Raw genomic sequence first — 25610 nt, forward strand, 5'->3', positions numbered from 1 at the left:
TCAGCGGATAAACTGTATTTTGTGTGTCCATTACACACTCCTAGTATTATAGCAAATCCTTAAAATCATGTAAAGTATTTTTTATTACAATTCATCTGCTATTTTATTGATTTTTCGCAGGCGATGATTGACGCCACTTTTGGTAATGGGGTTGGTCAAGGTGTCCGCCAACCGCTGAATGGAATAATCTGGATGCTGGATGCGTAGCTGGGCCACTTCTTGTAAGTCAAGAGGAAGCTGATCCAGACCAATCGTGTCGATAATTTTCGCAATATTGTTGATGGTTTTCATGCTAGCTGTCACAGTACGGGCAATGTTTGCGGTCTCCGCATTAGTTGCTCGGTTGAGATCGTTGCGTGTTTCTCGCAGGAGCTTGACATTTTCAAACTCGATTTTTGCATTTTCAGCACCGATGACCAGAAGAAAATCCATAATATCCTCTGCCCGCTGTAAGTAAGTAATGGTCCCTTTGGAACGCTCGATGACCTTGGCATCCAGAAGAAATTTTTGCAATAATTTTGCCAAATCCTCTGCATGATCGCTATAAACTGATGCGATTTCCAGCTGGTATTTCCCTTTTTCTGGGTCCTTGACAGAGCCACTCGCTAGAAATGCACCACGCAGGTAAGCCTGACTCCAGATATCATTTTCCAAAATAGTCGGTGAAATACCGGTCGCCAACCCAAAAAAGCTATCTGCCAAATGCAAATCATCTAAAATCTGATTGACATTTTGATCTAAAAATACGGTATAGACACGATTTTTACGCAGATTTGTCTTTTGATGATGACGGATATCCGCCTTGGCGTCATAAAAATGCCAGAGCATTTCATAAATGTGGCGCGCAATTTTAGCATTTTCAGTGGAAATGGATAGGGTCAGACTAGACATGGTCAATCCGAGACTTCCTGACAACTTGATGATAGCGGCGAGCTCAGTCTTGGCCATTTGCCCCTGAGCCAACAATTCTTCCTTGACTTGTACGGTAAAACTCATGCCCGCACCTGTATGATCTTGAGTAGTTCTTCGACCACCAGATCCCCATCATGGAAGGCTCCCCCATTTTCCAACCGAAGAAAATTAGAGGAAATCACGCGCTTGGCTTGACCCTGTAAGCCTGCAAAATCATGCTTGACCTGCACCAAATACTCATCGAATTGGTGGGTGTTCATGTACTCTGCTGGAACAGGTTCAATATTGACCAAAACTGTATCAATATTGTCTTGCCCCAAATGCTTATTGAGCACCCGCACATGGTCTGCATCAGAGAAAAACTCCGTCTCACCACGCTGTGTCATGATATTGCAGACGTAGGTCACATCTGCTGTCGTTTCACGCAGTGCTTGCCCAATCTCTGAAATCATCAAATTGGGTAAAATCGAAGTAAAAAGCGAACCGGGACCGAGCACAATCATATCGCTCTCCAAAATCGAATGAACGACCTTACGGCTTGCTGTCGGCTCATCATCGTTATAAGAATTAGTCACATAGACATGGTCAATCATTCCCTTATACTTGGAAATCTTGCTCTCTCCGACCACTTCATGCCCATCTGCAAAAACAGCGTGAAGGGTCAAGGCATTTTCGCTTGAAGGGTAAATTTTCCCCGTAGTATGGAAAAATTTGGACAAGAGCTGCATGGCATTGTAGGTAGAGCCCTGCATTTCTGAAATTCCTGCGATCAGAAGATTACCCAAAGGATGCCCTGCCAAGGCGCCATCTGTCTCAGCAAAACGGTACTGGAAAATCCGCTCATAAAGCTTAGGCATGTCAGACATGGCCAAGAGAACATTTCGCAAATCACCCGGCGGTGTGACCTGCAAGGCCTGACGAATTTCCCCTGAAGAACCACCATCGTCCGCAACCGTTACAATGGCTGTGATATCAACATCTTTATCTCGAAGACTCTTCAAGATAACAGGAACTCCCGTACCGCCACCAATAACGGTTATCTTTGGTTTTCTCATGAACGATTCACCGTTTCTTTCCGTCTATCTTTGTCACGGTGACTCAGGTTAACCATCCAGTTTTTCTCCAAATCATCCGCTAAGCGTTTAGCAAAAGCAACACTGCGGTGCTGACCACCTGTACATCCCACAGCAATGGTTAGGACTGACTTGCCTTCTTTTTGGTAGCCAGGCAAGATTGGCTCAATCAAGGCCAACAAATGACTGTAAAAGTCCTCTGACTCTTGGCAATCCATGACGTAGTTGTACACACCCTCATCTAAGCCCGTCTGGTTGCGCAGTTCTGGCAAATAATAGGGATTCGGCAAAAAGCGTACATCAAATACCAAATCCGCATCCAATGGCAAACCATACTTGAAGCCAAAAGAGACTACTTCTACACGGAAGGCAGGCTGATTATTGTGACTGGCAAATTGGTCTGCGATTTCCTTACGGAGATTGCGCGGTGTCAATTCAGTAGTATCAATCACATTTTGGCTCATATTTTTCAAAGGCGCCAGCAATTCACGCTCCAACTGGATACCATCCAGCACCCGACCATCAATCGCTAGTGGATGTGAACGGCGCGTTTCCTTATAACGGGCGACCAATTCACCATCTGTTGCATCTAAAAATAGAACCTTAAAATTCACCTCATCATCTGCTTCAATTTCATCCAAAATCTGACGAATTTCCGCAAAAAATGACCGGCTACGCATATCCACTACCAGTGCTAACTTATCATTGTCCTGACTGTGACGAATAAGCTCGATAAACTTGGGCAAAAGTGCCGGTGGCATATTGTCCACCGTAAAATACCCCATGTCCTCAAAAGACTGGATAGCAACTGTTTTCCCTGCTCCGCTCATCCCTGTTACGATGACCAATTGCAATTGTTTAGACATTCTCTTTCTCCCTTCTCTCCAACTCTTTTACGACAACTTCCTGCTGTTTCTGCAATGCTTCCATTTGTAGACTCAGGCTTGCCAACATCTCTGTTTGTAACTTCTGAATTTCCAATAAATCCGTCTGATCCTGTTGCACCAAGTGGTCAATTTTCTTATGCAAGAGCCGAACTCCTTCTTCAGAACGTTTGTTGACCCGATAATCATTCTTAGCTTGAAATCGGTCATAATCCGAAGCACGGTTTTGGCTCATCATAATCAAGGGTGCTTGAAGCGCCGCAATCGTTGACAAGGCCAAATTCAGCAAGATAAATGGATAAGCATCAAACTGAATCCCCCACGGATGAAGTACATTGATAGACATCCAGACAGCCATCAGCACTACAAAGCTAATGATAAAGGTCCAAGAACCGCCAAATCGAGCTACCTCGTCCGCTATACGCTGGCCAAGTGTCGCCTTTTGCTCCCATTCTTCCTGAACATCAACCGTCTCATACTGAGAATGCTCGCTAACATCGTAAACCGTCTCACGCACATATTCATTTTTCTTATTTGCAGACTCAATAATATTCCGTAAATACTTCACTTGATAGTGAGCTAGCTCCTCATGGCCGATGGTTGTCTCTTCTGTCCATTCATCATGCTCTTTCAATATCAGATGACGCAACCGACTATCTAGCGTGGACAAAGAAATCCCCTTTGAATCACGCTTTTCTTGGATAATACCTGTTTTATGTTCCATAACAAACCTCTACCCATTGATTATATCAAAAAAGCCCCTCTTTGTAAGGTAAAGAAAGGCTGTTACTTGAACTAGTTGCCGAGATAAGCGATGACTTCGATTTCTACCTTGACATCACGCGGAAGTCGTGCCACTTCAACCGCTGAGCGTGCAGGAAATTCAGCAGAGAAGGCTGTCGCATAGACTTCGTTAAAGGGAACAAAATCATTCATGTCCGCCAAGAAGCAAGTTGTCTTGACAACATGGTCAAAATCTGTCCCAGCTTCTATTAAAATCGCGCGGATATTTTTCAAAACCTGCTCCGTCTGTTCTTGGATGGTTTCACCCACTACTTGACCTGTTTCAGGAGATAGGGGAACTTGACCTGATGCAAACAAGAAATCGCCAACAACCTTGGCCTGGACATAGGGACCAATGGCTGCAGGTGCATTATCAGTATGGATTGTCTTCATATATTGTTACCCTCTTTTCATGTTTTTTATATTATAGCAAAAAAATGCAAACCATACATTATTTAAGCAAGGTTTCATCTCCGCAGTTCCAATTTCTGCCAAATTGATCCGCTTCCTCAATGGCTTGGGCAAAGCGTGCAGGTTCAAATGGGGTATTGCGGTATTCATCTGTATTTACAGCCGCAGCGACGATAGCTGGAATATCTGCCACTGTCAAACTCATATCCGCCAAGGTCAGTGGCAACTGAAGGGACTGATTCAATCGTGCGATTTTTCCTAACTGCTCTCTTTCTTCAAAGTAGGCATGCATAACCATAATCCCAAAAGCAACAACAGCACCGTGCAAGTGCTTGCGACTTTCTTTGACAACCGTTGTCCCATTGTAAAAGGCATGAGCATGGCAAGTTGTCAGGTCGAAGTCAGGCTGAACAACTAGATTAGAAGCGTAGGCCGTTGACACGATAATAGCTAGGGCAACTTCCTCAACCGCAAAACTAACTTGGTGATTGGCAACGTCCTCTAGGGCTTGAAAACCGTATTGGTAGAGGGCATCAAAAGAAGACTGAGCAATGGCTAAGCCTAATTTTGCTGTATGAGGCGCCACAAATCCTCTATCAACTGCATTGGTTACCGCACGTGTTACCTCTGGTCCTTTTGATAGACCATCGCCGATTCCCGCCCAGAAATAAGCTGACGGAGCTTGGACAAAGACCCTGGTATTGATAAATGTGTGAAGGGGTGGCTGAGCATTTCCATAGTAGGCAAAAGAATGGTCATCGTTGTAAATAACCGCTAGACCAGTTCCCGCAGCGCAAGTCGAGCAAATAGTTGGAATGGTTAGCAGATTTTTCCTACACTCCTTGGCCACCATCTTGGTCACGTCCAAGGCTTGCCCTCCACCTACTCCGATAATCACATCCGCTTCCTGAACAAGCTCATAACCCACCAAAGTATCAATAGCTGATTGGGTAGCCATTTTCCCATATACCAAGCTACCTAGATAAGTAAATCCTCCTGTCAGTAAGAGTTCCTTCACTTCCTTTTCAACTGCTGCTAAGGCACGTTCTCCCCCTATCAGCACGACTTTTTGAAATTGGTAACGGTGCAACACTTGAGGCAAATCCACAAAAGCGTCTACCCCATAGCTATAATTGATCATTCCTTGCATAAGTTCTCCTTATATTTTTTAGGTGTTCAGTTATGAAAAAAGGAGAAAATTCTCCTCTTGTCATTTATTAAGGTTTAATACGGTGAAGCATACGTGGGAATGGAATGGCTTCGCGGATGTGTTTTGTACCCGCTACGAATGTTACCATACGCTCGATACCAATACCAAATCCACCGTGTGGAACTGAGCCGTATTTACGGAGGTCAAGGTAGAATTCATATTCTGACTTGTCCATTTCAAGAGCATCCATCTTGGCAACGAGGGCATCGTAATCGTCCTCACGCATAGAACCACCGATGATTTCTCCATAACCTTCTGGTGCCAACAGGTCCGCACAAAGCACGCGCTCTGGATTGCCAGGAACTGGCTTCATGTAGAAGGCTTTAAAGCTTGCTGGGTAGTTAACTACAAAGGTTGGTACGCCAAAGTAGTTTGAAATCCATGTTTCGTGTGGTGAACCAAAGTCATCACCGTGTTCGATTGGCTCATAATCTGTATCTTCATCGTTTTGATGAGCCTGAAGAAGGTCAATGGCTTCATCATAAGGCACACGTTTAAATGGTTGAGCAATATAGCTCTTCAAGAGTTCCACATCGCGTTCCAAAGTTTCAAGAGCTTGTGGCGCACGGTCAAGGACACCTTGGATAAGCGCTTTTACATAAGCTTCTTGAAGGTCAAGCGACTCATCATGATTAAGGAACGAATATTCCGCATCCATCATCCAGAACTCAGTCAAGTGACGGCGTGTTTTTGATTTTTCAGCACGGAAAACTGGACCGAAGTCAAAGACACGTCCAAGAGCCATAGCACCAGCTTCAAGGTAAAGCTGACCAGATTGGCTCAAGAAGGCTGGTTGACCAAAGTAGTCTGTTTCAAACAATTCAGTTGAATCTTCCGCTGCATTTCCTGACAAGATTGGGCTGTCAAATTTGATAAAGCCGTTTTGGTCAAAGAACTCATAAGTTGCGTAAATAATCGCGTTACGGATTTGCATGATGGCCATCTGTTTACGTGAACGCAACCACAAGTGACGGTTATCCATCAAGAAATCTGTCCCGTGCTCTTTTGGTGTGATCGGGTAATCTTGTGACTCACCAATAATTTCGATATCCGTAATATCCAACTCATAACCGAATTTTGAACGTTCGTCTTCTTTGACAATACCAGTCACGTAGACAGAGGTTTCTTGACTGAGACGTTTGACAGTGTCAAACTTGGCTGCACCCTCTTCTTCACCAAATTTTTCAAGGAAGTTTGGTTTGAAGGCGACACCTTGGAAAAAGGCTTTCCCATCACGCAACTGGAGAAAGGCAATTTTCCCTTTTCCTGACTTGTTGGCAACCCAAGCGCCGATGGTCACTTCTTGACCAACATGGTCTTTTACATCAATAATCGATACTAATTTTTTAGACATATTTTCTCATTTCTTCTTTATAATATTTTAAGCTTTTTCCATAAATTCTTTCAATCGACGAACAGCTTCTTTCAAGGTATCCATATCCGTCGCATAACTGAGGCGAACATTTTCTGGAGCACCAAATCCCGCACCCGTTACCAAGGCAACACCCGTTTCTTCAAGGATAGCATTGGTAAAGTCTGTCACGTCTGTAAAGCCTTTGATTTCCATGGCTTTCTTCACATTTGGGAAGAGATAGAAGGCTCCTTGCGGCTTGACAACTTCAAATCCTGGAACTTCACACAAGAGCGGATAAATGGTATTGAGACGTTCTTCAAAAGCTTGACGCATGATTTCAATCGCATCTTGTGGACCTGTAAAGGCTTCAATAGCTGCATACTGCGCTACTGTTGTCAAATTCGATGTTGTTTGACCAATGATTTTTGACATGGCCCCGATAATCTCACTATCTCCAACCGCAAAGCCGACGCGCCAACCTGTCATGGCATAGGTCTTGGCTACACCATTGATAACAATGGTCTGCTGGCGAATTTTCTCTGACAAACTAGAAATCGGCACAAATGGATTGCCATTGTAAACGAGGCGTCCATAAATATCATCAGCCAAGATGAAAAGATCGTGGGCTACAGCCCAATTTCCAATCGCCTCTAGCTCTTCTGCAGTATAAATCATCCCGGTTGGATTAGAAGGGCTATTGAGCAAAAGAACCTTGGTCTTGTCTGTACGAGCCGCTTCCAGTTGCTCAACTGTGACTTTGAAGTTATTAGCTTCTGTTGCATCAACAAAGACAGGTACACCTTCAGCCATCTTAATCTGATCCGCATAAGAAACCCAGTAGGGCGTTGGAATCAAGACCTGATCGCCAGGATTTAAAACAGCCATAAAGAAAGCATAGAGGACATACTTTGCCCCCGTTGCCGCTACAATTTGATTGGTCGGAACGGTGTAGCCGTAAAACTGCTCCATATAAGAAGCGATGGCTGCCTTGAGTTCTGGTAAACCACTAGCCACTGTATAGAAACTTGCAGAGCCATTTTGGATAGAAGCAATGGCTGCATCTTGGATATTTTTCGGTGTGACAAAATCGGGCTCACCCAGTGTCAAACTCAAAATATCACGCCCTTGTGCCTTCAAGTCCTTGGCTTTTGCACCAGCTGCTAAGGTAACGGACTCTTCCATGGTCAATACACGATTGGATAATCTTGTCATATGCCCTCCTTCTTAAACAAATTTCCTGTTTCAAATTCGATTAAATAATAATTAGTTACAGATTTCACTTCCCAAATGGTTTTTCCACCTTCGTGACCCAATACTGTTTTTTCAATCTTAGTAGCCCCGTTTTCTTTTGCAACCTTCTCAGCATCCTCTTTTGAAATTCCTTGGGAGGTCTGGTAGACAAAAATGTCCGAAGACTGCTTGGGAACCAGCACAAAGACATCTTCTTGTTTGGAATTTTTCCCTACTATACTGTAGTACGTCTCGCTACCATTATAGATATCTACCTGCTTTATGTCACCAAAATCAACATAGCGCTTGGCCACCTGAACTGCCTTTTCACGCGCCGTCACAAATGGTTTCGCTGAGGATTCTAAGATAAAAAATACAGAAAATAAACAGGCCGCAAAGAGTATAAAAATACCAAGCAACCATTGCTTGTAGCTAGCTTTCACACCCTGCTCCTCTGCCCTTTTCGATTTTTTCATAATAGTCTCATTATACTACAACTTGCGAGAAAATGCCATTTGTCAGAGGATTATTGAGGATTTTTCTTGAATACTAGCTAGATGATTGAAAAATCTAGCTTTTTCTCATAAAATAGAAACATGAAAGAAATTGAAACAGCATTTAACAATAATAAATCAGCCCTCCACAGCCTCGTTGTCTTCCACCGAGCAGCCAACACCATCAGCCGCCAAGAGTTGGAAACCATCAAAAAACACAATCTAACGGTTTGCCAATTTGGCGTAATGGAAGCTCTTTATAACAAGGGAGACTTGCGCATCCAGGACTTAATTGAAAAACTCCTCAGCACTTCTGGTAATATGACCGTTGTCATCAAAAATATGATTCGCGATGGCTATATCACAAAAGTACAAGACGACTGCGACCGTCGTGCCGCTCGCATTCATTTGACTGACTTCGGTCGGGAAACTATCGAGAAAATCCTCCCTGAACACTACAACCATATCGGGGAAATTTTCGAGGTCTTATCTGAAGAAGATCGGGAAAATTTAATCACTATTCTAAAAAAATTCAAAAACTGAGTCAATTTTGTTGCTAATTAGTGATATTTATTTTATACTCTATTCATCAAATAAAGTTTAGGAGAAAACATGTTCAACAAACTTGTTTCGTTCTTCAAGAAAGAAAAGGAGTCAGAAATGGCAAATATCTTATTTATCTCAGGTTCACTTCGTGAAGGTTCATTCACTAGCCAATTGGCAGCAAATGCTGAAAAAGCTCTTGAAGGAAAAGCTACTGTTACTTACCTTGACTGGGCGCAAGTTCCAGTTCTTAACCAAGACTTGGAAACACCCGTTCTTCCAGCCGTTCAAGCTGTCCGTGATGCTGTAAAAGCTGCTGATGCTGTCTGGGTATTCTCACCAGTTTACAACTTCTCTATTCCAGGTTCAGTGAAAAACTTGCTTGACTGGTTGTCACGTGCAGAAGACCTTTCAGATCCAAGCGGTAAATCTGCTATCGACTCAAAAGTAACAACTGTATCATTGGTTGCTGCTGCAGGTCATGACCAAGCTGCTGCTATCTACCGCGACTTGTTGCCATTTATCCGCACAAACTTCGTAGACGACATCACTGCCGTTAAAACAAACGGTTCTGCATGGGCTGACGGCAAATTGATCTTGGAAGAGGAAGCTCTTGCTCAATTGAACAAACAAGCTGAAAGCTTCTTGGCTGAAATCAACAAATAATCACATATACCTGGGACAGCCGTCCTGGGTTCTTTTTTTAAAATCAACTTCTTGCTAATTAGTGATAATTACGTTATACTGTTTTCTGTAATATTATAAGAGGAGACTTATTTATGTCATTTTTGAAAGCATTGGAAAACCGTCGTTCAGTCTACGTTCTCGGTCGCAACACTGAAGTTACTGATGAGAAAATCGTTGAAATATTGAAAGAGGCTGTACGTCAATCACCATCATCATTCAACAGCCAATCTGCTCGTGTCGTTATCTTGTTGAACGACCAAGTAACTACATTCTGGAACGAATTGGTAGCTACTGATCTTGAAGCAACTATGGTCGCTCAAGGTGTACCTGCTGATGCGATTGCAGCTACAAAAGAAAAATTGGCTATGTTTGGTAACAGCAAAGGAACTGCTCTTTTCTTCGAAGACCAAGATGTTGTGAAAGGTCTCCAAGAAAACTTCCCGCTTTACGCTGAAAACTTCCCAATCTGGTCAGAACAATCAACTGGTATCGCTTCTGTCAATGCTTGGACTGCACTTTCAGCAGAACTTGGCCTTGGTGCAAACTTGCAACACTACAACCCAGTTATCGACGCTTCTGTAGAAAAAGCTTATGGCGTTCCTGTAAGCTGGAAACTTCGTGGTCAATTGAACTTCGGTTCTATTGAAGTAGCCCCTGAAGCAAAAGACTTCATGGCTGACGAAGACCGTTTCAAAGTGTTTAACTAATCTAATCAAAAAACTAGGACCTCCGTCCTAGTTTTTTAGTTATCTGCTGGGCGAACGAAGACCAATTTTCGTTCCTTGGATAGTTCTGGATGATAGACAAAACCGTCTACGGATAGAGATTCTATCTCTTCTATGGACTCAACATTCTTTTCGGCCATGAGTGATAAAAAGCGTCCACGTCCTTTTTTGGAAATGGTTGAGTGAATCTTGCACTGGCCGTTTTTTTCTTCCATAAAGATGAGCTTGACCATCCGTGATTGGACTTTCGGAGAAAATACGCCCTCAAATTCGGAAGACATCAGCGAGATGAAAAACGTATCCTCTCCGATTGATTGGTCAAATTGCTGGCGCCAAAATTGTTTGAGCGACTGTTTTCCTATTTTTAAGCTCCCTTGAAAATCCAAACGGTGGGGCGAAATCAGGTCAAAGACATTGATAACTCCGTAGAAACCAGTTGCGATAAAGGCATTCTGACGCAGATAGTTTTCCTCTTTTTCAGACAAGTCTGTCCGCTTCATATAGCGGTACATGAGACCATCGTATAACTGCCAAGCTGGATAAGACTTAGCTTGTCCGCTTTCGATTCGCTGCCAACGGTCCCACTCTAACTGTGCCTTTTCTAGCTTGATTTTATAAAAAGCAGCCAACTCCTCTTCACTCATCTTCCCAAGGCTGGCTAAAACTTGCTGACTGGCTGGCGACAGAGTTTGAAAAGGTTGCGGGTCTAGGTTGGTATTCATTTCTTTGGCGTTTGGAAGTACTATTTTCATAAGATGATTATAGCATAGGATTTTCTTTTCATAAAAATTTTGTTTCTTCTTGCTTTTTATTTTTAAAAATGATATTATCTGGTTATTAAAACTAGATAAACAAGAGGTGATAATATGAATCTCCCAAATTGGCAAGAACTGCCACAATTGGACTTGTACTTGGACCAAGTCTTGCTCTACGTCAATCAGGTTACCAGCTCTGCTATTTCCAAAAAAGACAAACAGCTAACTTCCGCCATGATCAATAATTATGTCAAGCACGGTATTTTGCCCAAGCCAATCAAGAAAAAATACGGCCGTAGCCAAGTGGCTCGTCTGATTATCCTCAGTCTATCAAAATCCGTCTTTCAACTGCCAGATATTGTCGCTATGATTGAGCAATTGTCGCAAGAACGTGCGGCTAATCTACTTTATGACGACATGATTAACTGTCTAAACGGGCAAACTGCTGAGCAGACACACCCACTTATCACCCGAGCATGTGAGACCATTCAGGCTTACCAAGCAACCCTATGCCTAATCGAATCTTTGGAGGAGACCAACCATGAACCACAGTCTTAAACTATCTCAACAACTGTCCTTTGGCGAAGAAGTCGGCAATGCTGTTACGCACGCTGTCAGCGCCCTGGTCATGCTCTTGCTCCTCCCATTTAGCGCTACCTACGCCTATAATCATGCTGGCTTTACGCAGGCTCTTGGCGTATCGATTTTTGTTATCAGTCTCTTTCTCATGTTTTTGTCCTCTGCTATTTACCACTCAATGTCTTATGGTTCTGTCCACAAATATGTCCTGAGAATCATTGACCACTCCATGATTTACATTGCTATCGCGGGCTCTTATACACCGGTTATTCTAACTTTGATGAACAATTGGCTGGGCTATCTGATTCTGACCATCCAGTGGGGGACAACGATTTTCGGGATTCTCTACAAGATTTTTGCCAAAGAAGTTAATGAAAAATTCAGTTTAGCACTCTATCTCATCATGGGCTGGCTGATTGTTATCATCTTCCCAGCTATCATTCTCCATACAGGGCCAACTTTCTGGATTCTCATGATTCTTGGCGGATTATCTTATAGTATCGGAGCCATTTTTTACGCTAAGAAAAAGCCCTATTTCCACATGATTTGGCATCTCTTTATCATCTTAGCTAGTCTTTTGCAGTATGGAGCGATTGTCTTTTATATGTAAAAAATAACCTAGGACTTTGTCCCGGGTTATTTTATTTTTTCAAGACTTGTTTGAAAATAGGATACAAAACTGGAACGGCGATAATCGTTGCAAGAGCTGACCCATAGGAACCTAAGATTTTTACCAAGGCCAAGCCAAAAGCCACTCCAACAGTCGTTCCGCCGACTAAACTTCCCATAATCGTATACTTGATGAGGTTGAGAATGATTTTTGTCACGGCCGCTAACACACCCACGGCAATTACATTGACAGGTTTGTCATTCTTTTTCAAGCCTTTTTCATAGGCAAAATAAAGAACCAAACAGACAATCAAGGATTCTAAAATCGTTATCCAAACCACCGATGCATAACCTGTCACCAAGTCAAAAATTCCCAATCCCAGAGCTGCAGCTGTCGCTCCTTTTTTGGCACCAAAAAGCAAAACTCCCACGACGACCAAGGCATTGCCAAAATGAATAAATTGCGCTCCGACTGGAATTCTCAAAGCGTAAACACTGACAAATATCAATGCTGCAAATACACTAGTTTCGACTAAATCTCGTAATCCAAGTTGTTTCATCCTTTATTCCTTAACTGTTCAAATTGCTGACTTAACTTCGCCAAATGAGGCTCAAAATAAACACCGTACTTTACATCACGCGCCAACTGGCTTGTGGAGACTAGGCTAGCCTCCAAAAAATCCAAGACCTCTGGAAGAGCCGTTTCAAACGCAAGATTTTCTACAACTATTGCGGCTACCAAAATCGCAACAATATCACCCGTCCCAAAGAAATGATAGGGTAATTGCCTTGTCATGTGGTAGGAGATTTTGTCCTGTCTCACGTCATAATAAGCCAAACCAATCTCCGATTCATCAAAGGAAACGCCCGTTAGAATAACATGTTGACACCCAAAATCCGCTAATTTCCGCAATAGATGCTCAATCTCGTCTCGTCCATAATCCTCTCCTAGATAGGCAGAATCGGTCAAAAGAGCAGCCTCTGTCAAATTGGGCAGCAAAATAGTTGACTGCCTTGCTACTTGGCGCATAGACGCTACATAGTCCTGGTCAAATCCAGTATAGAGTTTCCCCTTGTCTCCCAAAACCGGATCTAAAATGATGGGCACATTTTCATGCTGAGCATAGACTTGTAGCTGCTCCAGCAATTCAGCTGACCGACAATAACCGATTAACAATCCATCCAAGGTCAATTCCAGTTGCTGCCATTGAGTCAAATAATCCTTAACCAACCATGCCATATCTGCCACTGCTACAGCAGGAAATCCACCTGTATGCGAAGAAAGTAGAACAGTTGGTAGAATAGCGGTCTCTATCTGACAGGCTGCCAAAATCGGCAAACTCGCTGCCAAGGCAACTTTTCCAATCCCTGGTAAATCATTTGCCACCAGTAAACGCTTGGTCATAAGTACCTCCTTCTACTATTAAAATTATTGTAAAGTAAAGCATCTTGAGGTACAATAGAGGAAAATCTTATCTGTACGGGGACAGTTATGCAAAGAAAATACCAAACCATCATTGAAGACATTATCAAGGGAATCGAGGCGGAGCAATTTAAGCGAGGGCAAAAAATGCCTTCTATCCGTAAGCTTAGTCAAGAGTACGGTTGTAGCAAGGACACCGTTCAAAAAGCCATGTTGGAACTCAAATACCGCAACAAAATCTATGCTGTCGAAAAAAGTGGCTATTATATTTTAGAAGACAAGGAATTTCAAAAAGAAAAAGGAACCGTCAATCCACAGGATTTTCAGCACTTGGCTTATGATGATTTTCGCCTCTGCCTCAATGAAAGTTTGATTGGTCGGGAAAATTATCTCTTCAACTACTACCATCAGCAAGAAGGGTTAGAAGAATTGATTGACTCTGTCCAAACCTTGCTAGTTGACTATGACGTTTACGCTAAAAAGGAGCAAATTGTCATCACAGCCGGTAGCCAACAAGCTCTCTACATCCTCTCACAGCTGGATCTGGGAAAGGAAAATGGACAAATGCTCTTGGAAGAACCGACCTATCATCGGATGAAGGACTTGCTAGACGGACAAGGCTTACCTTATCAGATCATTGAACGCAACCTAGACGGAATTGACCTTGAAGAGTTGGAAGGTCTCTTTCAGACCGAAACGATTTCCTTTTTTTACACCATTCCCCGCCTCCACAATCCACTTGGAACCTCCTACTCGGACAAGAAAAAAAAAGAAATCATTCGTCTCGCCCAGCGCTATCAGGTTTACATCATCGAGGATGACTACTTGGCTGATTTTGACCAAGAAAAGCAGGTACCACTGCACTATCTGGATACTGAGGAGCGTGTGATCTACCTCAAGTCCTTCACCACCACTCTATTTCCTGCCCTTCGTATCGGTAGCGTTGCCCTCCCACGCCAACTAGTCGCTCCATTTCTACACTACAAGGGGCTCATGGACTACGATACCAACCTCATCATGCAAAAGGCGCTGTCGCTTTATATTGACAATGGCATGTTTGCCCACAACACCCGACTTCTTCGAGAATCAGCCCATATTCGCCAAGAAGAAATGAAAACAATCCTCTCTAGAAATGAGATCCCCATCCCCTATCAACTGGGGCATGGACAGGTCATTTTCCAGCTAGCGGTACAGGATTTGACAGCACCTATCAAACACAGCCAACTCCCACTGCAATTCATCTACAGTTCAGACTGGGTCTATCTCATTCTTCCCTACAACAAGAATTTCGCAGCAAATGTCAAAACTCTGACACAAATCATCATCAATAAACACTAGTTTGATTCTAGTGTTTATTTTATTTTTAATTCAATATTGATTTTTCTAAAATTTTTATTTATACTTTATTCAAGTAATTACTTTATTTTATTTCAAGTTATTTTTTGAGGTATGTTATGAAGAAAATTTTTTCCAATCGATTATTCATCAGTAATCTAGTTGCTGACTTGCTGTCCAACTTTGGCGATGTGCTTTACTACATGGCACTGATGACCTATGTTATCGCTCTTCCAAAGGCAAATTTTGCTCTGGCCATCGTTTCTCTTTCTGAAACCTTGCCGACTTTTAGCCGTTTGTTCACCTACCACTGGGCAGATAAGAGTCCAGACAAGGTTCGCGGCATTCAGCTAACCCTCCTTTTTCGAATCGTCCTTTTCATTCTGTTGGGATGTATCATGCGGTTTGAGCCTGCACTCTGGATTGTCCTAGTAGCTGCTATTTTTAACTTTCTGGCTGATATAGCTGGGCAATATGAAAACGGCCTCTACATTCCCATCAGTCTGCGTGTGGTTTCCGATGAGGATCGGCAAGAATTTATGGGATTTAGCCAAAGCATCGGTATGGCCGCTATGATTCTCTTCCAAAGTAGCGGTGCTATCCTGATTACCTGGATGTCCTTTTCACAGCTAGCATTCTTTAACGCTCTGACTTTTTTGATTCCATTTTTCATTATCACGGCTAATAAATCACGCATTGAAAAACGATTTGCAGAAAATCCTTTACCAACCGTCGAAAAGAAAGATGAAAACCAGCATTTGCTGGCTAGTATGAAATCAACTCTAGTAACGGCTATTTCTGCCTTAAAAACAATTCCTGACATCCGCACGAGTATGGTGGTTATCCTGATTTTAAATGCACTTCTGTCTAGCCTTTCCGTTCTTCTGACCCTCATGATGAGCCAAGTCCCGAACTTCATCCTGATCAGCCCTGCTACAACCTTGGCCACCTTGACCATCACAATGATGGTGGGCAATATCTTAGGCGGCATTCTCACCATGAATCTCCTCAAAAACATGTCCATCATGAAAGCTATCCGTGCTAGTGTCTGCTTAACCTGTCTGATGTTGGGAGCTTTTGCACTAGGAAATATCTATCTCATGCTGGGCTTTCTTCTCCCCCTTGGCATCCTCGCTGGTGCCATCAATCCAAAATTTGATACTCTTATTTACAACCAACTTCCCGAAGAACAGCTGACTACCATTATCGGAGGTATTTCCACCTACTTCCAACTAGGCATGGTGGGCATGCAATTCATCTTGTCTGGTCTTGTCCTGATCCTATCCGCCAAAACCCTCGCCCTAGTCTTGCTCTTGCTTTCTCTCCTTACTTTGGGATATACTATGAAGAGAAGAAATCTTAGAAAGTAACACTTATGGAATTTATACATTATTCACATCGCAATCGGATAATGGATTTTATCTATTTGCCGTCTTTGCTCACTATTGACTACGAAGACATGGATATGACCGCTAAGGAAAAGGAAGTCTGTGCCGATGTCCTTGCCGACATGGTTCACATCAAGCATTTTTTAGAGCCTTTTACCGACCGTATCACTAAATATTTCCGCGGCAACGAAGGCACGCTCTACATTGATTTTCTCTACCGCTATTTGCTTGAAAAGGGGCATGACCCAAAGGATATGGAGGAACTCTATCAATTGCTGCTACAGTTGACAGAGGAAGAATTATCCGAAACCTACCTTTCCTTTCTGACGGATGGCAATAAAACCAGTATCAGCGACCATGAAATCTTCGATTTAATCGAAGAGCGTGTTCCCATTGAGAGCAGGCGTTGGGCTGTGTTTTGGAACTATCACCATTTGCCAGAAACCATCGAGGGAATGATTGCCTTCTACAAGGAAGCCCTCCCCCTCTACCTCCCTTTTTACGAACACTATGCCGACGAGGTGGAAGAATTTCAGCAAACGCTGGACATGGAAGCTCTTTACAACGACGCGAATTTTAACGTTATGGGCTTTCTGCAGTCAAACCAGCAAACGACTTGCCTGGTCTTCATTCGCTCGCCACTTCATCTGGCCAATATTTTGATAACAGATGATAAAGACTCCAGCCGGCCAGCCTACGCCGTTATCTATCCACGCATCGAGGTCTTCATTGCTAGTCGAATTACCATCAACAAGGATAGCGTTGGCTCTGTATTAAAAGTTCTCAGCGACCCAGTTCGCTATGACATTTTAAAATTGCTCTATCAGGATGTCCAAAAGCACAAGGATATTGCAGAGCGACTAGGCACGACTGCGGCAAATGTCTCCTTTCACATCAGCAAAATCATGGATGTCGGTCTCTTCAATCTTCCTGATTATTCTGAAAAAAAATACAAGTTGAACAAGAAACTCTTAAAAGAATGCCTTGACTTCATTGCGCATGATTTTGATTTATAAAAAATACCTAGGATGGTTTCCTAGGTATTTTCTTATTCCAACATACCTGCTTGGAGCTGGTACATTTTTTGATAGGTGCCGCCGAGAACCAGCAATTCCTCGTGCTTGCCAGATTCGATGATTTCTCCCTTATCCAAGACATAGATACAATCCGCATCTTGGATGGTTGACAAGCGGTGTGCGATGGCAATAGTCGTGCGACCTTGACGCATCTTCTTGAGTGAGGACTGGATAATTTCCTCCGTTTCCGAGTCAATATTCGCCGTTGCTTCGTCCAAAATCAGAATCTTGGGCTGAGCAGCCACCGTCCGTGCAAAGGCCAGCAATTGCCGCTGACCGGAAGAAAGAGTTGTCCCGCGCTCTGTCACAGCCTGGTCGTAGCCGTCTGGCAATTCTTGGATAAAGTCATGAGCATCGACAAACTTGGCCGCCGCCTCAATATCTGAGCGCGTCAACTGGTCTTGGTACATTTTGATATTGCTCTCAATGGTCCCGTGATAGAGGAAAGGGTCCTGCAGAACCAGACCAATATTCTGACGCAATTGAGCTTGACTATAATCCTTGATATCTTGACCATCAACCAAAATCTGACCACGGTCAAATTCATAGAAACGCATAAAGAGATTGATAATCGAAGATTTTCCCGAACCTGTATGCCCTACAAAGGCAATAGTTTCACCTTGGTTGACCTTAAATGAAATATGCCTCAGGACGTCACGACTGCCATCATAGGAGAAGCTGACATCCTTGAACTCGATATTTCCTTGGCCAATGACCAACTCCTTATCAGCCTGGGCAGGCTCAAAAGCCTCTTCGTCCATGAGCTGAAAGACCCGGTCCGCCGCAATCATAGAAGTCTGCAAAGTCGCAAAATTCTGTGTGACATCAATCAGGGGATCAAAAAGCTGGTTGATGTACTGGATAAAGGCATACATGAGCCCAGCCGTAAAGCTGGCTGTCTGCCAGTTCAACCCGAAGTAGCTTAACAAAACGCCGTAGGCCAGAATTTTCAAAAGCGACATAGCTGGGCGCAAAAAGAGCGAATTGACATTGATGGAGCGATTGACATAGTGTAAATGCTCTTGGTTGATCTCCTCAAATTCTTTCGTCAAGCGTTTTTCCTGTCCAAAAGCTTGGATAATTCTCATTCCTTCAATGGATTCGGACAATTTAACATTGATATCGCTCAGCTTGCTGCGTGTCATCCGAATCAAGTGATTGGAAAATTTTCGATAGAGCCAAACAGAAGCAAAAATCACTGGGACAAATGGCAAGACATACAAGGTCAAACGCCAATTTAGACTCAGCATGGCAAAGAGCGTCGCAAAGAAAAGGAAAAATGATGAAATAAAACTAGCAAATACGGAACCAAACATATCCGCAACCGCCTGCGTATCATTTGTCAAACGCGATACGATTGAACCCGCTGGCGTCTTATCAAAATAAGCCATTCCCAAGCGCTGAATTCTGGCAAATGATTCCTGACGCAAGTCGCGCACGATACTGTAAGCCACTTTTGAAAAGGTATAGGAACCAAGATAGGTCAGGACAACCCGAACCAAGAAGAGTGCGTAGTAGCCGACAAGTAGCATGAATCCCGCCTGGGCCAAGCTTTTTGCTACAAAATGGTCAATATAATACTGGGCCACCAAAGGAATGGCTGTCCGAGTTAGAGTGGTCAAAAAGATAAAGGCTAGTGCCGCTAATGCCGTCCATTTATAACGGTAAACATAGGTCAGAAGGCGTCTTAAGACAGATTGTTTTTTCATTTAGCACCTCCTTCTAATGATTCTTCTAAACTTTTAGTTAATTGCTGAGATTGGTAAGTTTGAGCGTACCACCCATTCAGAGCAAGCAGTTCTTGGTGGGTTCCTCTCTCGATGATATGCCCATTTTCCAAGACCAAAATCAAATCCGCATGGACAATGGCTGACAAGCGATGGGCTGTAATTATGGTCGTTTTTCCAATGCGTTCAGATTTCAGATTTTCCACAATCAGATGCTCTGTCTTAGCATCCACCGCTGAAAGTGAATCATCCAACATCAGGATTTCTGGATCAATGGCCAAGGCACGACTCATGGCAAGACGCTGCTTCTGCCCACCTGATAAGGAGACCCCACGTTCTCCGATGATGGTGTCAAATCCATCTGGCATAGCTAGGATATCGTCATAAACACCACATAATTTGGCTGCCATTTCTACGACTTGGTCTGGCAATGCTGAATTGGCAAAGCAGATATTGTCCTGGATAGACATGGCAAATAAAACTTGGTCCTGCGGTACGTAGCCCATGAGCCCCCGTAAATCTTGCAACTTATAGTCGCGAATGTCATGGCCATCAAGACTGATATGACCTTGCTCCACATCACGTTCTCGGAGCAATAGTTTCAAGAGAGTTGTCTTACCAGAACCCGTCGGTCCAACAATCCCCAGGGTTTGCCCTTTTTTCAAGCTAAAGTGAATATCCGATAAGATTTCTTGTTGGTCATAGACAAAGCTATCAATGGCATAAGTCAAGTCACCATTTTCAATGTTTGTCAGTGGTGCTTCACTTTCTTGAATATCAGACTCCTCTGCCAAAAGTTTTTCAATCCGGTCATACGAAACCGAACCACGTTGGATGACATTAAAGAGGAAGCCCATAGCTTGCAGAGGCCACACAAGCATATCTAGATAGGTAATGAAGGTTACCAGCTCACCAATCGTTAATTGTCCCGCCGAGATGAAGCGACCGCCGAAAATCAAGGTCAAGACATAGGACAGCCCCACAAAGGTCAGGGTCATCGGGTCAAATAAGGCATTCCACTTGGCTGAAAGACGATTTTTTTCGTAGACATCTTGGTTGATGGCCGCAAAAGCTTCTACTTCCGCCGTCTGGTAGCCGAAAGACTTAGTCACTCGAATCCCAGAAACACTTTCTTGGACCTTGTTATTCAGATTTGAAAAGGCTTCTTGCGCATTTTTGAAGGCTGCATGATTGCGACGTCCTAAGCGACTGGTTCCCAAAGCCATAATTGGTAAGGGCAAAATCGCAATCAGTGTCAAGCGCCAATCCAGTACAAAAAACATGGTTGCCAGAGTCACCAAGGCTGTAATCGAGGCATCAACCGCCGACATTACTCCGCCACCCGCTGTCATGGTCACCGCATTGATGTCGTTGGTGGCATGAGCCATGAGATCACCCGTGCGATAGCGTTGGTAAAAGGACGGTGACATTTTGGTAAATTGCTCAAACAAGCGAAAACGTAAAATACGTGCCAGATGATTGGCCGTTCCAAAGATATAGATACGCCAAATATAGCGCAGAGCATACATGGCAAGGCCAGCTCCAACCAGATAAAAAACATTTAGAAAGAGCTGAGCATTCGTCAAACTCTTACTAGTAATGGTGTCAATGATATTTCCCATGACCCTTGGTGGGACTAGATTGAGAATACTGACTAATGCTAGGGCAATGATGCCCAAGAGATAGCGCCGTTTTTCCAATTTGAAAAACCAGCCTAATTTTTTTATTAAAGACATTTTTTCTCCTTTTGTCAAACCCTTATATTATACGCTTATCCCTTCTTATTTGCAAGAATATGAAAGCGAAGACAGTCTTCTAGCACTTTCTCCTATACCCGAAAAAAGACCGAGGTCAAACTTGCCTCAGTCTTTCATTTTTATTCAACTTCGTAGCCCATCAAAATTCCTTCTTCTTCTGCATAGAAACTGCAGAGTCCAGATGTTGCTAGGGCTTCAATTGATGCTTGCGGGAAATGACTGCGCACCAACTCTGAAAACTCCTGACAGAATTTTTCATTGCGGCGATGGGCAATCATAATGCGACCACCTTGATAGCCTGATTTTTTCATTTCCTCAAATGTGGCCTTAAGAGATTTCTTGTAGCCACGCGCTTTTTGTAGCAATTCTAAAGTGCCTGTATCGCTAGCTTTTCCGACCATCCGAATATTGAGCAAGCCAACAACTTTCCCCAACAACTTGCTGAGACGGCCATTTTTCACCAAGTTATCCACTCGAGCAAGGACAAAGAGTAATTTTGTGCGCTTTTGATAAGCCGTGATGGCTTCCACCACCTGGTCAAACTCCAAACCGCTGGCAATGAGACGATTGAGTTCGGCTACAATCAAGTCAATTTCACCGCCCGCAGAGAGGCTATCAATCACATGAACATTGACTTCTGGATGCTCTTCTTGTAGCATTTCTTTCCCCAAACGTGCACTGTTATTGCTCCCTGAAAGACCGCCTGTAATGGTGATGACAAATACATTTTCAGCACCTTCAAAAGCTTCTTGAAAGGCTTGCGGACTTGGACAGGCTGATTTAGCAGCTGTATGAGAAGCGTACATAGTGTTCATCATATGGTCAATATCAAGGTCGTCATTATCAACAAAAACCTCTTGGTCAACCTGGATGGTTAGGGGTACGCGGACAAAAGCTGTATCCACAGCTACATTTTCTAAGGTTACAATATCGCAACCACTATCGGCTACAATTTTCCACTTTTTCATCTAATTTTCCAATCTTATCTAGAATTTGAAGACTTTTATTTGACAGAGAAAATATCTTCTTTTACAATTATAGCATGGAATCTTCTCAGCTGGAAGCCCTTTATTTCCGCTGTGACAGAGAAAGGAACCCTATGACTAAGCGTAACATTTCTCCAACTTCATTAAAAAATCTAGTTCGTTCCAATAAGGAATCCAACCAATTAACCCGAGAATCAATCGAGACTGCTCTTGTCTTTTTACTTGAAAAAAAAGACCTCAACCAAATCTCTATTTCTGAATTGGTCAAAAAAGCCGGTGTATCGCGCAATGCTTTTTACCGTAACTACAAATCCAAGGAAGAGATCCTCGAAAATGCCTATGCCCGTACATCACAAATCTGGGCTGATAAATGGGCGCAGATGCAAGGCCGCATCCAACGTCAGGGGCTGCAACAAGGTTTGACCGATATTTTACAAGAGAAAGTGAGTCAATCACAAACCCTCAACAATGTCAGCAAGTGGCTGCAAGAACGAAAAAAATAAAACTAGGAATAAAATCCTAGTTTTATTTTTTTCCCAATGTCCGTGTCTTCGCAAGGGCTTGATTGACTCCTGAAAGGGTTGCATAGCGGAAATTGTGCTCTTCCAAGGCTACCAATCCAGCAATCGTTGAACCGCCTGGTGAAGTTACTTGATCGCGGAGTTGGGCTGGATGAATACCACTCTCCAAGACAAGTTGAGCAGAACCAAGTAGAGTTTGGGCTGCTAGTTTTTTAGCCAAGTCTGCAGATAGCCCGTTCTGGAGGCCCGCCTGCATCAAGGCATCAATAAAGACATAAACAAAGGCTGGTCCACAGCCCGCAATAGCTGTTGCCGCATCAATCTGGTCCTCAGGAACCTGTGCCACTACTCCCGACGCTGCTAACAAATCTTCTACAAGTGGAGCAAGCTGAGGGTTTTCCACAGCGTAAGTCGTCATGCCTTGCCCAATCGCAACTGGAGTGTTGGGCATAATCCGAATCAAGTTGTCAGCTGGTAGATACTCCTGCAAATCTGCCAAAGTAAGACCAGCCACCATGGAAATCCAAATCGCTTGCGGATTGACAGCGATAACATCGGCTAGGTCTGTTAAAGCTTTTCCGATTAAATGCGGCTTAACTCCCAGAAAAATCACCTCTGCCTGACTAGCAATATCAGCATTTGTCATCAATTGTCCACCAATTACATCCTGCAAACTAGCTGCTTTTTCTGGATTGTGATTGCTCAAGAGCAAGTCGTGTTTTTCAAGTTTGGCAACAGCAGTTGCTATGGCAGAACCCATATTTCCAAGACCGATAAATCCAATTTTCATTCTCATCTCCTACATTCGTACCTGACCATTGCCTCTGATGATGTACTTATACGTCGTCATCTCGCGCAAGCCCATTGGTCCACGCGCATGCATCTTTTGCGTTGAAATTCCCAACTCACAGCCAAGACCAAACTGGCCACCATCCGTAAAGCGAGTGGACACATTGACGTAGACAGCAGCCGAATCCACATACAGAGTAAAGTTACGGGCTGTCTCTTCATTTTCTGTTACAATCGCCTCACTGTGCCCTGTCGAATGCTGAGCAATATGCTGAATAGCCTCATCCACGCCTGACACGATTTTCACAGCCATGATAAAATCTAGAAATTCCGTATCAAAATCCTCAGCACCAGCTGGTGTGTAGTCTTTCAAGAAGGTCGCTGCTGCCTCATCTGCTCGCCATTCTACTTTACCCGCTATTCGTTCTTCTAAGAGCGGTAAAAATTGGGTTGCAATTTCTTGATGAACTAAAAGAACTTCTGCCGAATTGCACACCGACGGACGGCTTGTTTTGGCATTTTCCGCAATAGCAAGCGCCTTATCCACATCCGCATCCTTGTCCACATAGACATGGCAAATCCCTGTCCCCGTCTCGATAACGGGCACGGTAGCATTTTCCACCACCGCTTGAATGAGGCCCGCACCGCCCCGTGGCACCAAGAGATCGATTTTCCCTTTAGCAGTCATCAATTCTGTAGCAGATTGGCGGCTAGTATCTTGGACCAGCTCGACAACTCCTGGATGGATACCAGCTTTTTCAAGCCCCATTTTTAAGGCTTGGACAATAGCTTGCGCTGAATGAAAGGCTTCCTTTCCTCCACGGAGAATGACTGCATTGCCGCTCTTGATTGCCAAAGCTGCCGCATCCGAGGTCACATTTGGTCGGCTTTCATAAATCATCCCTACCAAGCCAAATGGAATGGAAGTCTTTGAAATGGTCATCCCATTTTCTGCCACATGCTCCTCCAATACCAATCCAACTGGGTCTGGCAGGCCAATCAAGGCCCGTATCCCAGCTGCCATATCTGCAATCCGCTCGGCAGTCAAGAGGAGACGATCTTGCATAACAGGGCTAATTTTCCCTTGTGCAGCCCCTATATCCAATTGATTCCCAGCTAAAATCAACTCTTTTTGATTTTCTAACTCCTGAGCCATAGCCTCCAAAGCTGTATTTTTTTGTGCTGTCCCTGCTAGATTGATAGCAGACTTATGCGCCAAAAGGCTATCCAGTAATGCTTGTGTACTAACCATGACTTTCTCCTATAAACTAACCCAGTCATTGCGATGTATGAAAATCCCTTCCAAACTCGCAGACGCCAATTCTTTTCGAACCATTTCCGAAGACAATTTAACTCGGCCTTTACCAATCAAACGTTGCAAAGATTGACTGTAGACGTCCACAACATCTCCCGCTGCAAATTCGCCTTCAAGTGAACGAATTCCTGCCGCCAAGAGACTTTTTCCATTATCAAGCATAGCTTGAGTTGCACCGGCATCAATCTCGACAACCGCATCCGTCCGAGCGTAGAAAGCCATCCATTGCTTGCGCTGATTCATGGCGTGGTCGTCCGCCAAGAACAGTGTCCCGCAATTGCTTTGGTCAATGGCCTCAATCAGGGCTGTATCCTTGGCTGATGAACAGATATAGACTGGCACGCCTGACTTGGTCGCAATTTGTGCTGCCTGCAACTTGGTGGTCATGCCGCCAGTTCCATTGGACGAACCTGCGCCTGCTGCCATGGCAAATAATTCTTCACTGATTTCCTCAATTAGAGGAAGATGCTGGGCATCTGGATTTGTAGCAGGATTAGCCGTGTAAAGGCCATCCACATCGGTTAATAATACCAACAAATCTGCCTTCAAGAGCGCTGCCACTTGGGCTGACAAGGTGTCATTGTCCCCAACCTTTATCTCCTCGATAGCCACTGTATCATTTTCATTGATGATGGGAATGGCACGTTGGTGCAAGAGAACTTGCAATGCTTGGGATGCATTTTGATACCGTCTCGCATCTGCAAAATCATCCTGAGTCAAGAGAACCTGTGCCGACACAATCCCATCTTTCATGAGATTCTGTGTATACTCTTCAATCAATAAACCTTGTCCAACTGCTGCGCTAGCTTGTTTTTCCGCAATCTTAGTCGGACGTTTTTCAAAGCCCAGACGACGAAATCCCGCCGCAATCGAACCAGACGTCACCAGCACAATATGGTGCCCTTTTTGATGAAGCTGGGCAATTTGATTGGTGATGCGCGCAATTTTAATTCGATCTAAACTACCATTTTTCTGAGTGAGAGAACTCGTCCCCACCTTAAATACAATCGTTTTATCTGTCATTTCCTGTACTCTCTTTCGAGC

The 25610-nt window shown here is 43.7% G+C and carries 26 protein-coding genes and 1 pseudogene; 9 read left to right on the plus strand and 18 right to left on the minus strand.

The genetic code is table 11. The features are described 5' to 3' along the window. Window positions 1–84 precede the first annotated feature (84 nt). The 9 genes from whiA to ABID27_RS03100 form a co-directional block, all read right to left on the minus strand. Window positions 85–996, minus strand: a complete 912-nt coding sequence (gene whiA / locus ABID27_RS03060; RefSeq protein ID WP_253363838.1) for a DNA-binding protein WhiA — start codon at window positions 994–996, stop codon at window positions 85–87. Continuing rightward, window positions 993–1967 (minus strand): YvcK family protein, encoded by a 975-nt coding sequence (locus ABID27_RS03065; RefSeq protein WP_253363836.1) that lies wholly within the window; start codon window positions 1965–1967, stop codon window positions 993–995. Before ABID27_RS03065 ends, whiA begins: the two co-directional genes overlap by 4 nt. Continuing rightward, complete coding sequence (rapZ, locus tag ABID27_RS03070) at window positions 1964–2851, minus strand: RNase adapter RapZ (protein ID WP_253363834.1); 888 nt, start codon at window positions 2849–2851, stop codon at window positions 1964–1966. Before rapZ ends, ABID27_RS03065 begins: the two co-directional genes overlap by 4 nt. Continuing rightward, window positions 2844–3593, minus strand: coding sequence for a DUF1003 domain-containing protein (locus tag ABID27_RS03075; protein ID WP_354280169.1), 750 nt, complete (start codon window positions 3591–3593; stop codon window positions 2844–2846). The genes rapZ and ABID27_RS03075 overlap by 8 nt, the downstream gene beginning before the upstream one ends. 71 nt (window positions 3594–3664) lie before the next feature. Beyond that, window positions 3665–4045 carry a RidA family protein gene (locus ABID27_RS03080; RefSeq protein ID WP_354280171.1) on the minus strand — a complete coding sequence of 127 codons (381 nt, stop codon included), beginning with the start codon at window positions 4043–4045 and terminating at the stop codon, window positions 3665–3667. Window positions 4046–4103: 58 nt separating this feature from the next. Then, complete coding sequence (locus ABID27_RS03085; protein ID WP_354280173.1) at window positions 4104–5213, minus strand: iron-containing alcohol dehydrogenase; 1110 nt, start codon at window positions 5211–5213, stop codon at window positions 4104–4106. A 67-nt stretch (window positions 5214–5280) separates the two neighbouring features. Next, entirely contained in the window at window positions 5281–6627 is a 1347-nt protein-coding gene (gene asnS / locus ABID27_RS03090) for an asparagine--tRNA ligase (protein ID WP_253363826.1), read from the minus strand. A 27-nt stretch (window positions 6628–6654) separates the two neighbouring features. Continuing rightward, complete coding sequence (locus ABID27_RS03095; RefSeq protein ID WP_253363824.1) at window positions 6655–7839, minus strand: pyridoxal phosphate-dependent aminotransferase; 1185 nt, start codon at window positions 7837–7839, stop codon at window positions 6655–6657. Next, window positions 7836–8333, minus strand: a complete 498-nt coding sequence (locus ABID27_RS03100; protein ID WP_253363822.1) for a cell wall elongation regulator TseB-like domain-containing protein — start codon at window positions 8331–8333, stop codon at window positions 7836–7838. Before ABID27_RS03100 ends, ABID27_RS03095 begins: the two co-directional genes overlap by 4 nt. Window positions 8334–8453: 120 nt before the next feature. Here ABID27_RS03100 and ABID27_RS03105 point away from each other — a divergent pair, with 120 nt between their 5' ends. The 3 genes from ABID27_RS03105 (at window position 8454) to ABID27_RS03115 (ending at window position 10288) form a co-directional block, all read left to right on the plus strand. Next, window positions 8454–8894, plus strand: a complete 441-nt coding sequence (locus tag ABID27_RS03105; RefSeq protein ID WP_253363820.1) for a MarR family winged helix-turn-helix transcriptional regulator — start codon at window positions 8454–8456, stop codon at window positions 8892–8894. A gap of 117 nt (window positions 8895–9011) precedes the next feature. Beyond that, on the plus strand, window positions 9012–9560 hold the full coding sequence (locus ABID27_RS03110) for an NADPH-dependent FMN reductase (protein ID WP_253363818.1): 549 nt from the start codon (window positions 9012–9014) through the stop codon (window positions 9558–9560). Between the two features lie 113 nt (window positions 9561–9673). Then, on the plus strand, window positions 9674–10288 hold the full coding sequence (locus ABID27_RS03115) for a nitroreductase family protein (RefSeq protein WP_253363816.1): 615 nt from the start codon (window positions 9674–9676) through the stop codon (window positions 10286–10288). A 35-nt stretch (window positions 10289–10323) separates the two neighbouring features. Here ABID27_RS03115 and yaaA read toward each other — a convergent pair whose 3' ends face one another. Then, on the minus strand, window positions 10324–11058 hold the full coding sequence (yaaA, locus tag ABID27_RS03120; protein WP_354280179.1) for a peroxide stress protein YaaA: 735 nt from the start codon (window positions 11056–11058) through the stop codon (window positions 10324–10326). A gap of 114 nt (window positions 11059–11172) precedes the next feature. Here yaaA and ABID27_RS03125 point away from each other — a divergent pair, with 114 nt between their 5' ends. Next, entirely contained in the window at window positions 11173–11619 is a 447-nt protein-coding gene (locus tag ABID27_RS03125; RefSeq protein ID WP_354280181.1) for a DUF1836 domain-containing protein, read from the plus strand. Then, window positions 11603–12250 (plus strand): PAQR family membrane homeostasis protein TrhA, encoded by a 648-nt coding sequence (gene trhA, locus ABID27_RS03130; protein WP_253363804.1) that lies wholly within the window; start codon window positions 11603–11605, stop codon window positions 12248–12250. The genes ABID27_RS03125 and trhA overlap by 17 nt, the downstream gene beginning before the upstream one ends. A 31-nt stretch (window positions 12251–12281) precedes the next feature. Here the strand turns inward: trhA and ABID27_RS03135 are convergent, their stop codons facing one another. Further along, a complete protein-coding gene (locus ABID27_RS03135; protein WP_253363802.1) occupies window positions 12282–12809 on the minus strand; it encodes an ECF transporter S component in 528 nt (175 codons plus the stop codon). After that, the gene (locus tag ABID27_RS03140) at window positions 12806–13654 is read right to left on the minus strand and encodes a pyridoxamine kinase (protein WP_253363792.1); all 849 of its coding nucleotides are present in this window, start codon (window positions 13652–13654) and stop codon (window positions 12806–12808) included. Before ABID27_RS03140 ends, ABID27_RS03135 begins: the two co-directional genes overlap by 4 nt. 87 nt (window positions 13655–13741) lie before the next feature. Here ABID27_RS03140 and ABID27_RS03145 point away from each other — a divergent pair, with 87 nt between their 5' ends. From ABID27_RS03145 to ABID27_RS03155, 3 genes are all read left to right on the plus strand, one after another. Then, window positions 13742–15010: an aminotransferase-like domain-containing protein gene (locus ABID27_RS03145; protein ID WP_354280184.1), complete on the plus strand. Its 1269-nt coding sequence runs from the start codon at window positions 13742–13744 to the stop codon at window positions 15008–15010. A 116-nt stretch (window positions 15011–15126) separates the two neighbouring features. Continuing rightward, a complete protein-coding gene (locus tag ABID27_RS03150) occupies window positions 15127–16377 on the plus strand; it encodes an MFS transporter (RefSeq protein ID WP_354280186.1) in 1251 nt (416 codons plus the stop codon). Between the two features lie 5 nt (window positions 16378–16382). After that, window positions 16383–17411, plus strand: a complete 1029-nt coding sequence (locus ABID27_RS03155) for an ArsR family transcriptional regulator (protein ID WP_354280188.1) — start codon at window positions 16383–16385, stop codon at window positions 17409–17411. Window positions 17412–17443: 32 nt separating this feature from the next. Here the strand turns inward: ABID27_RS03155 and ABID27_RS03160 are convergent, their stop codons facing one another. The 3 genes from ABID27_RS03160 to ABID27_RS03170 form a co-directional block, all read right to left on the minus strand. Beyond that, a complete protein-coding gene (locus ABID27_RS03160) occupies window positions 17444–19180 on the minus strand; it encodes an ABC transporter ATP-binding protein (RefSeq protein WP_354280190.1) in 1737 nt (578 codons plus the stop codon). Next, window positions 19177–20934: an ABC transporter ATP-binding protein gene (locus tag ABID27_RS03165; RefSeq protein WP_354280192.1), complete on the minus strand. Its 1758-nt coding sequence runs from the start codon at window positions 20932–20934 to the stop codon at window positions 19177–19179. Before ABID27_RS03165 ends, ABID27_RS03160 begins: the two co-directional genes overlap by 4 nt. Before the next feature lie 140 nt (window positions 20935–21074). Continuing rightward, entirely contained in the window at window positions 21075–21923 is an 849-nt protein-coding gene (locus tag ABID27_RS03170) for a DegV family protein (protein WP_354280194.1), read from the minus strand. A gap of 131 nt (window positions 21924–22054) precedes the next feature. On the opposite strand from ABID27_RS03170, the pseudogene ABID27_RS03175 reads away from it, so the two are divergent. After that, window positions 22055–22399, plus strand: a pseudogene (locus ABID27_RS03175) (TetR/AcrR family transcriptional regulator); the annotation flags it as partial. A 67-nt stretch (window positions 22400–22466) separates the two neighbouring features. On the opposite strand, the gene proC reads toward ABID27_RS03175, so the two are convergent. Genes proC through proB form a run of 3 tightly spaced genes read right to left on the minus strand, consistent with a single transcriptional unit; the run spans window position 22467 to window position 25589 of the window. After that, window positions 22467–23252, minus strand: coding sequence for a pyrroline-5-carboxylate reductase (proC, locus tag ABID27_RS03180; protein WP_354280196.1), 786 nt, complete (start codon window positions 23250–23252; stop codon window positions 22467–22469). Between the two features lie 9 nt (window positions 23253–23261). Then, a complete protein-coding gene (locus tag ABID27_RS03185) occupies window positions 23262–24503 on the minus strand; it encodes a glutamate-5-semialdehyde dehydrogenase (RefSeq protein ID WP_354280198.1) in 1242 nt (413 codons plus the stop codon). A 9-nt stretch (window positions 24504–24512) separates the two neighbouring features. Next, the gene (proB, locus tag ABID27_RS03190) at window positions 24513–25589 is read right to left on the minus strand and encodes a glutamate 5-kinase (RefSeq protein WP_354280200.1); all 1077 of its coding nucleotides are present in this window, start codon (window positions 25587–25589) and stop codon (window positions 24513–24515) included. Between the last annotated feature and the right edge of the window lie 21 nt (window positions 25590–25610).

The organism is Streptococcus gallinaceus, assembly GCF_040545695.1.
Taxonomy (GTDB): Bacteria; Bacillota; Bacilli; order Lactobacillales; family Streptococcaceae; genus Streptococcus; species Streptococcus gallinaceus.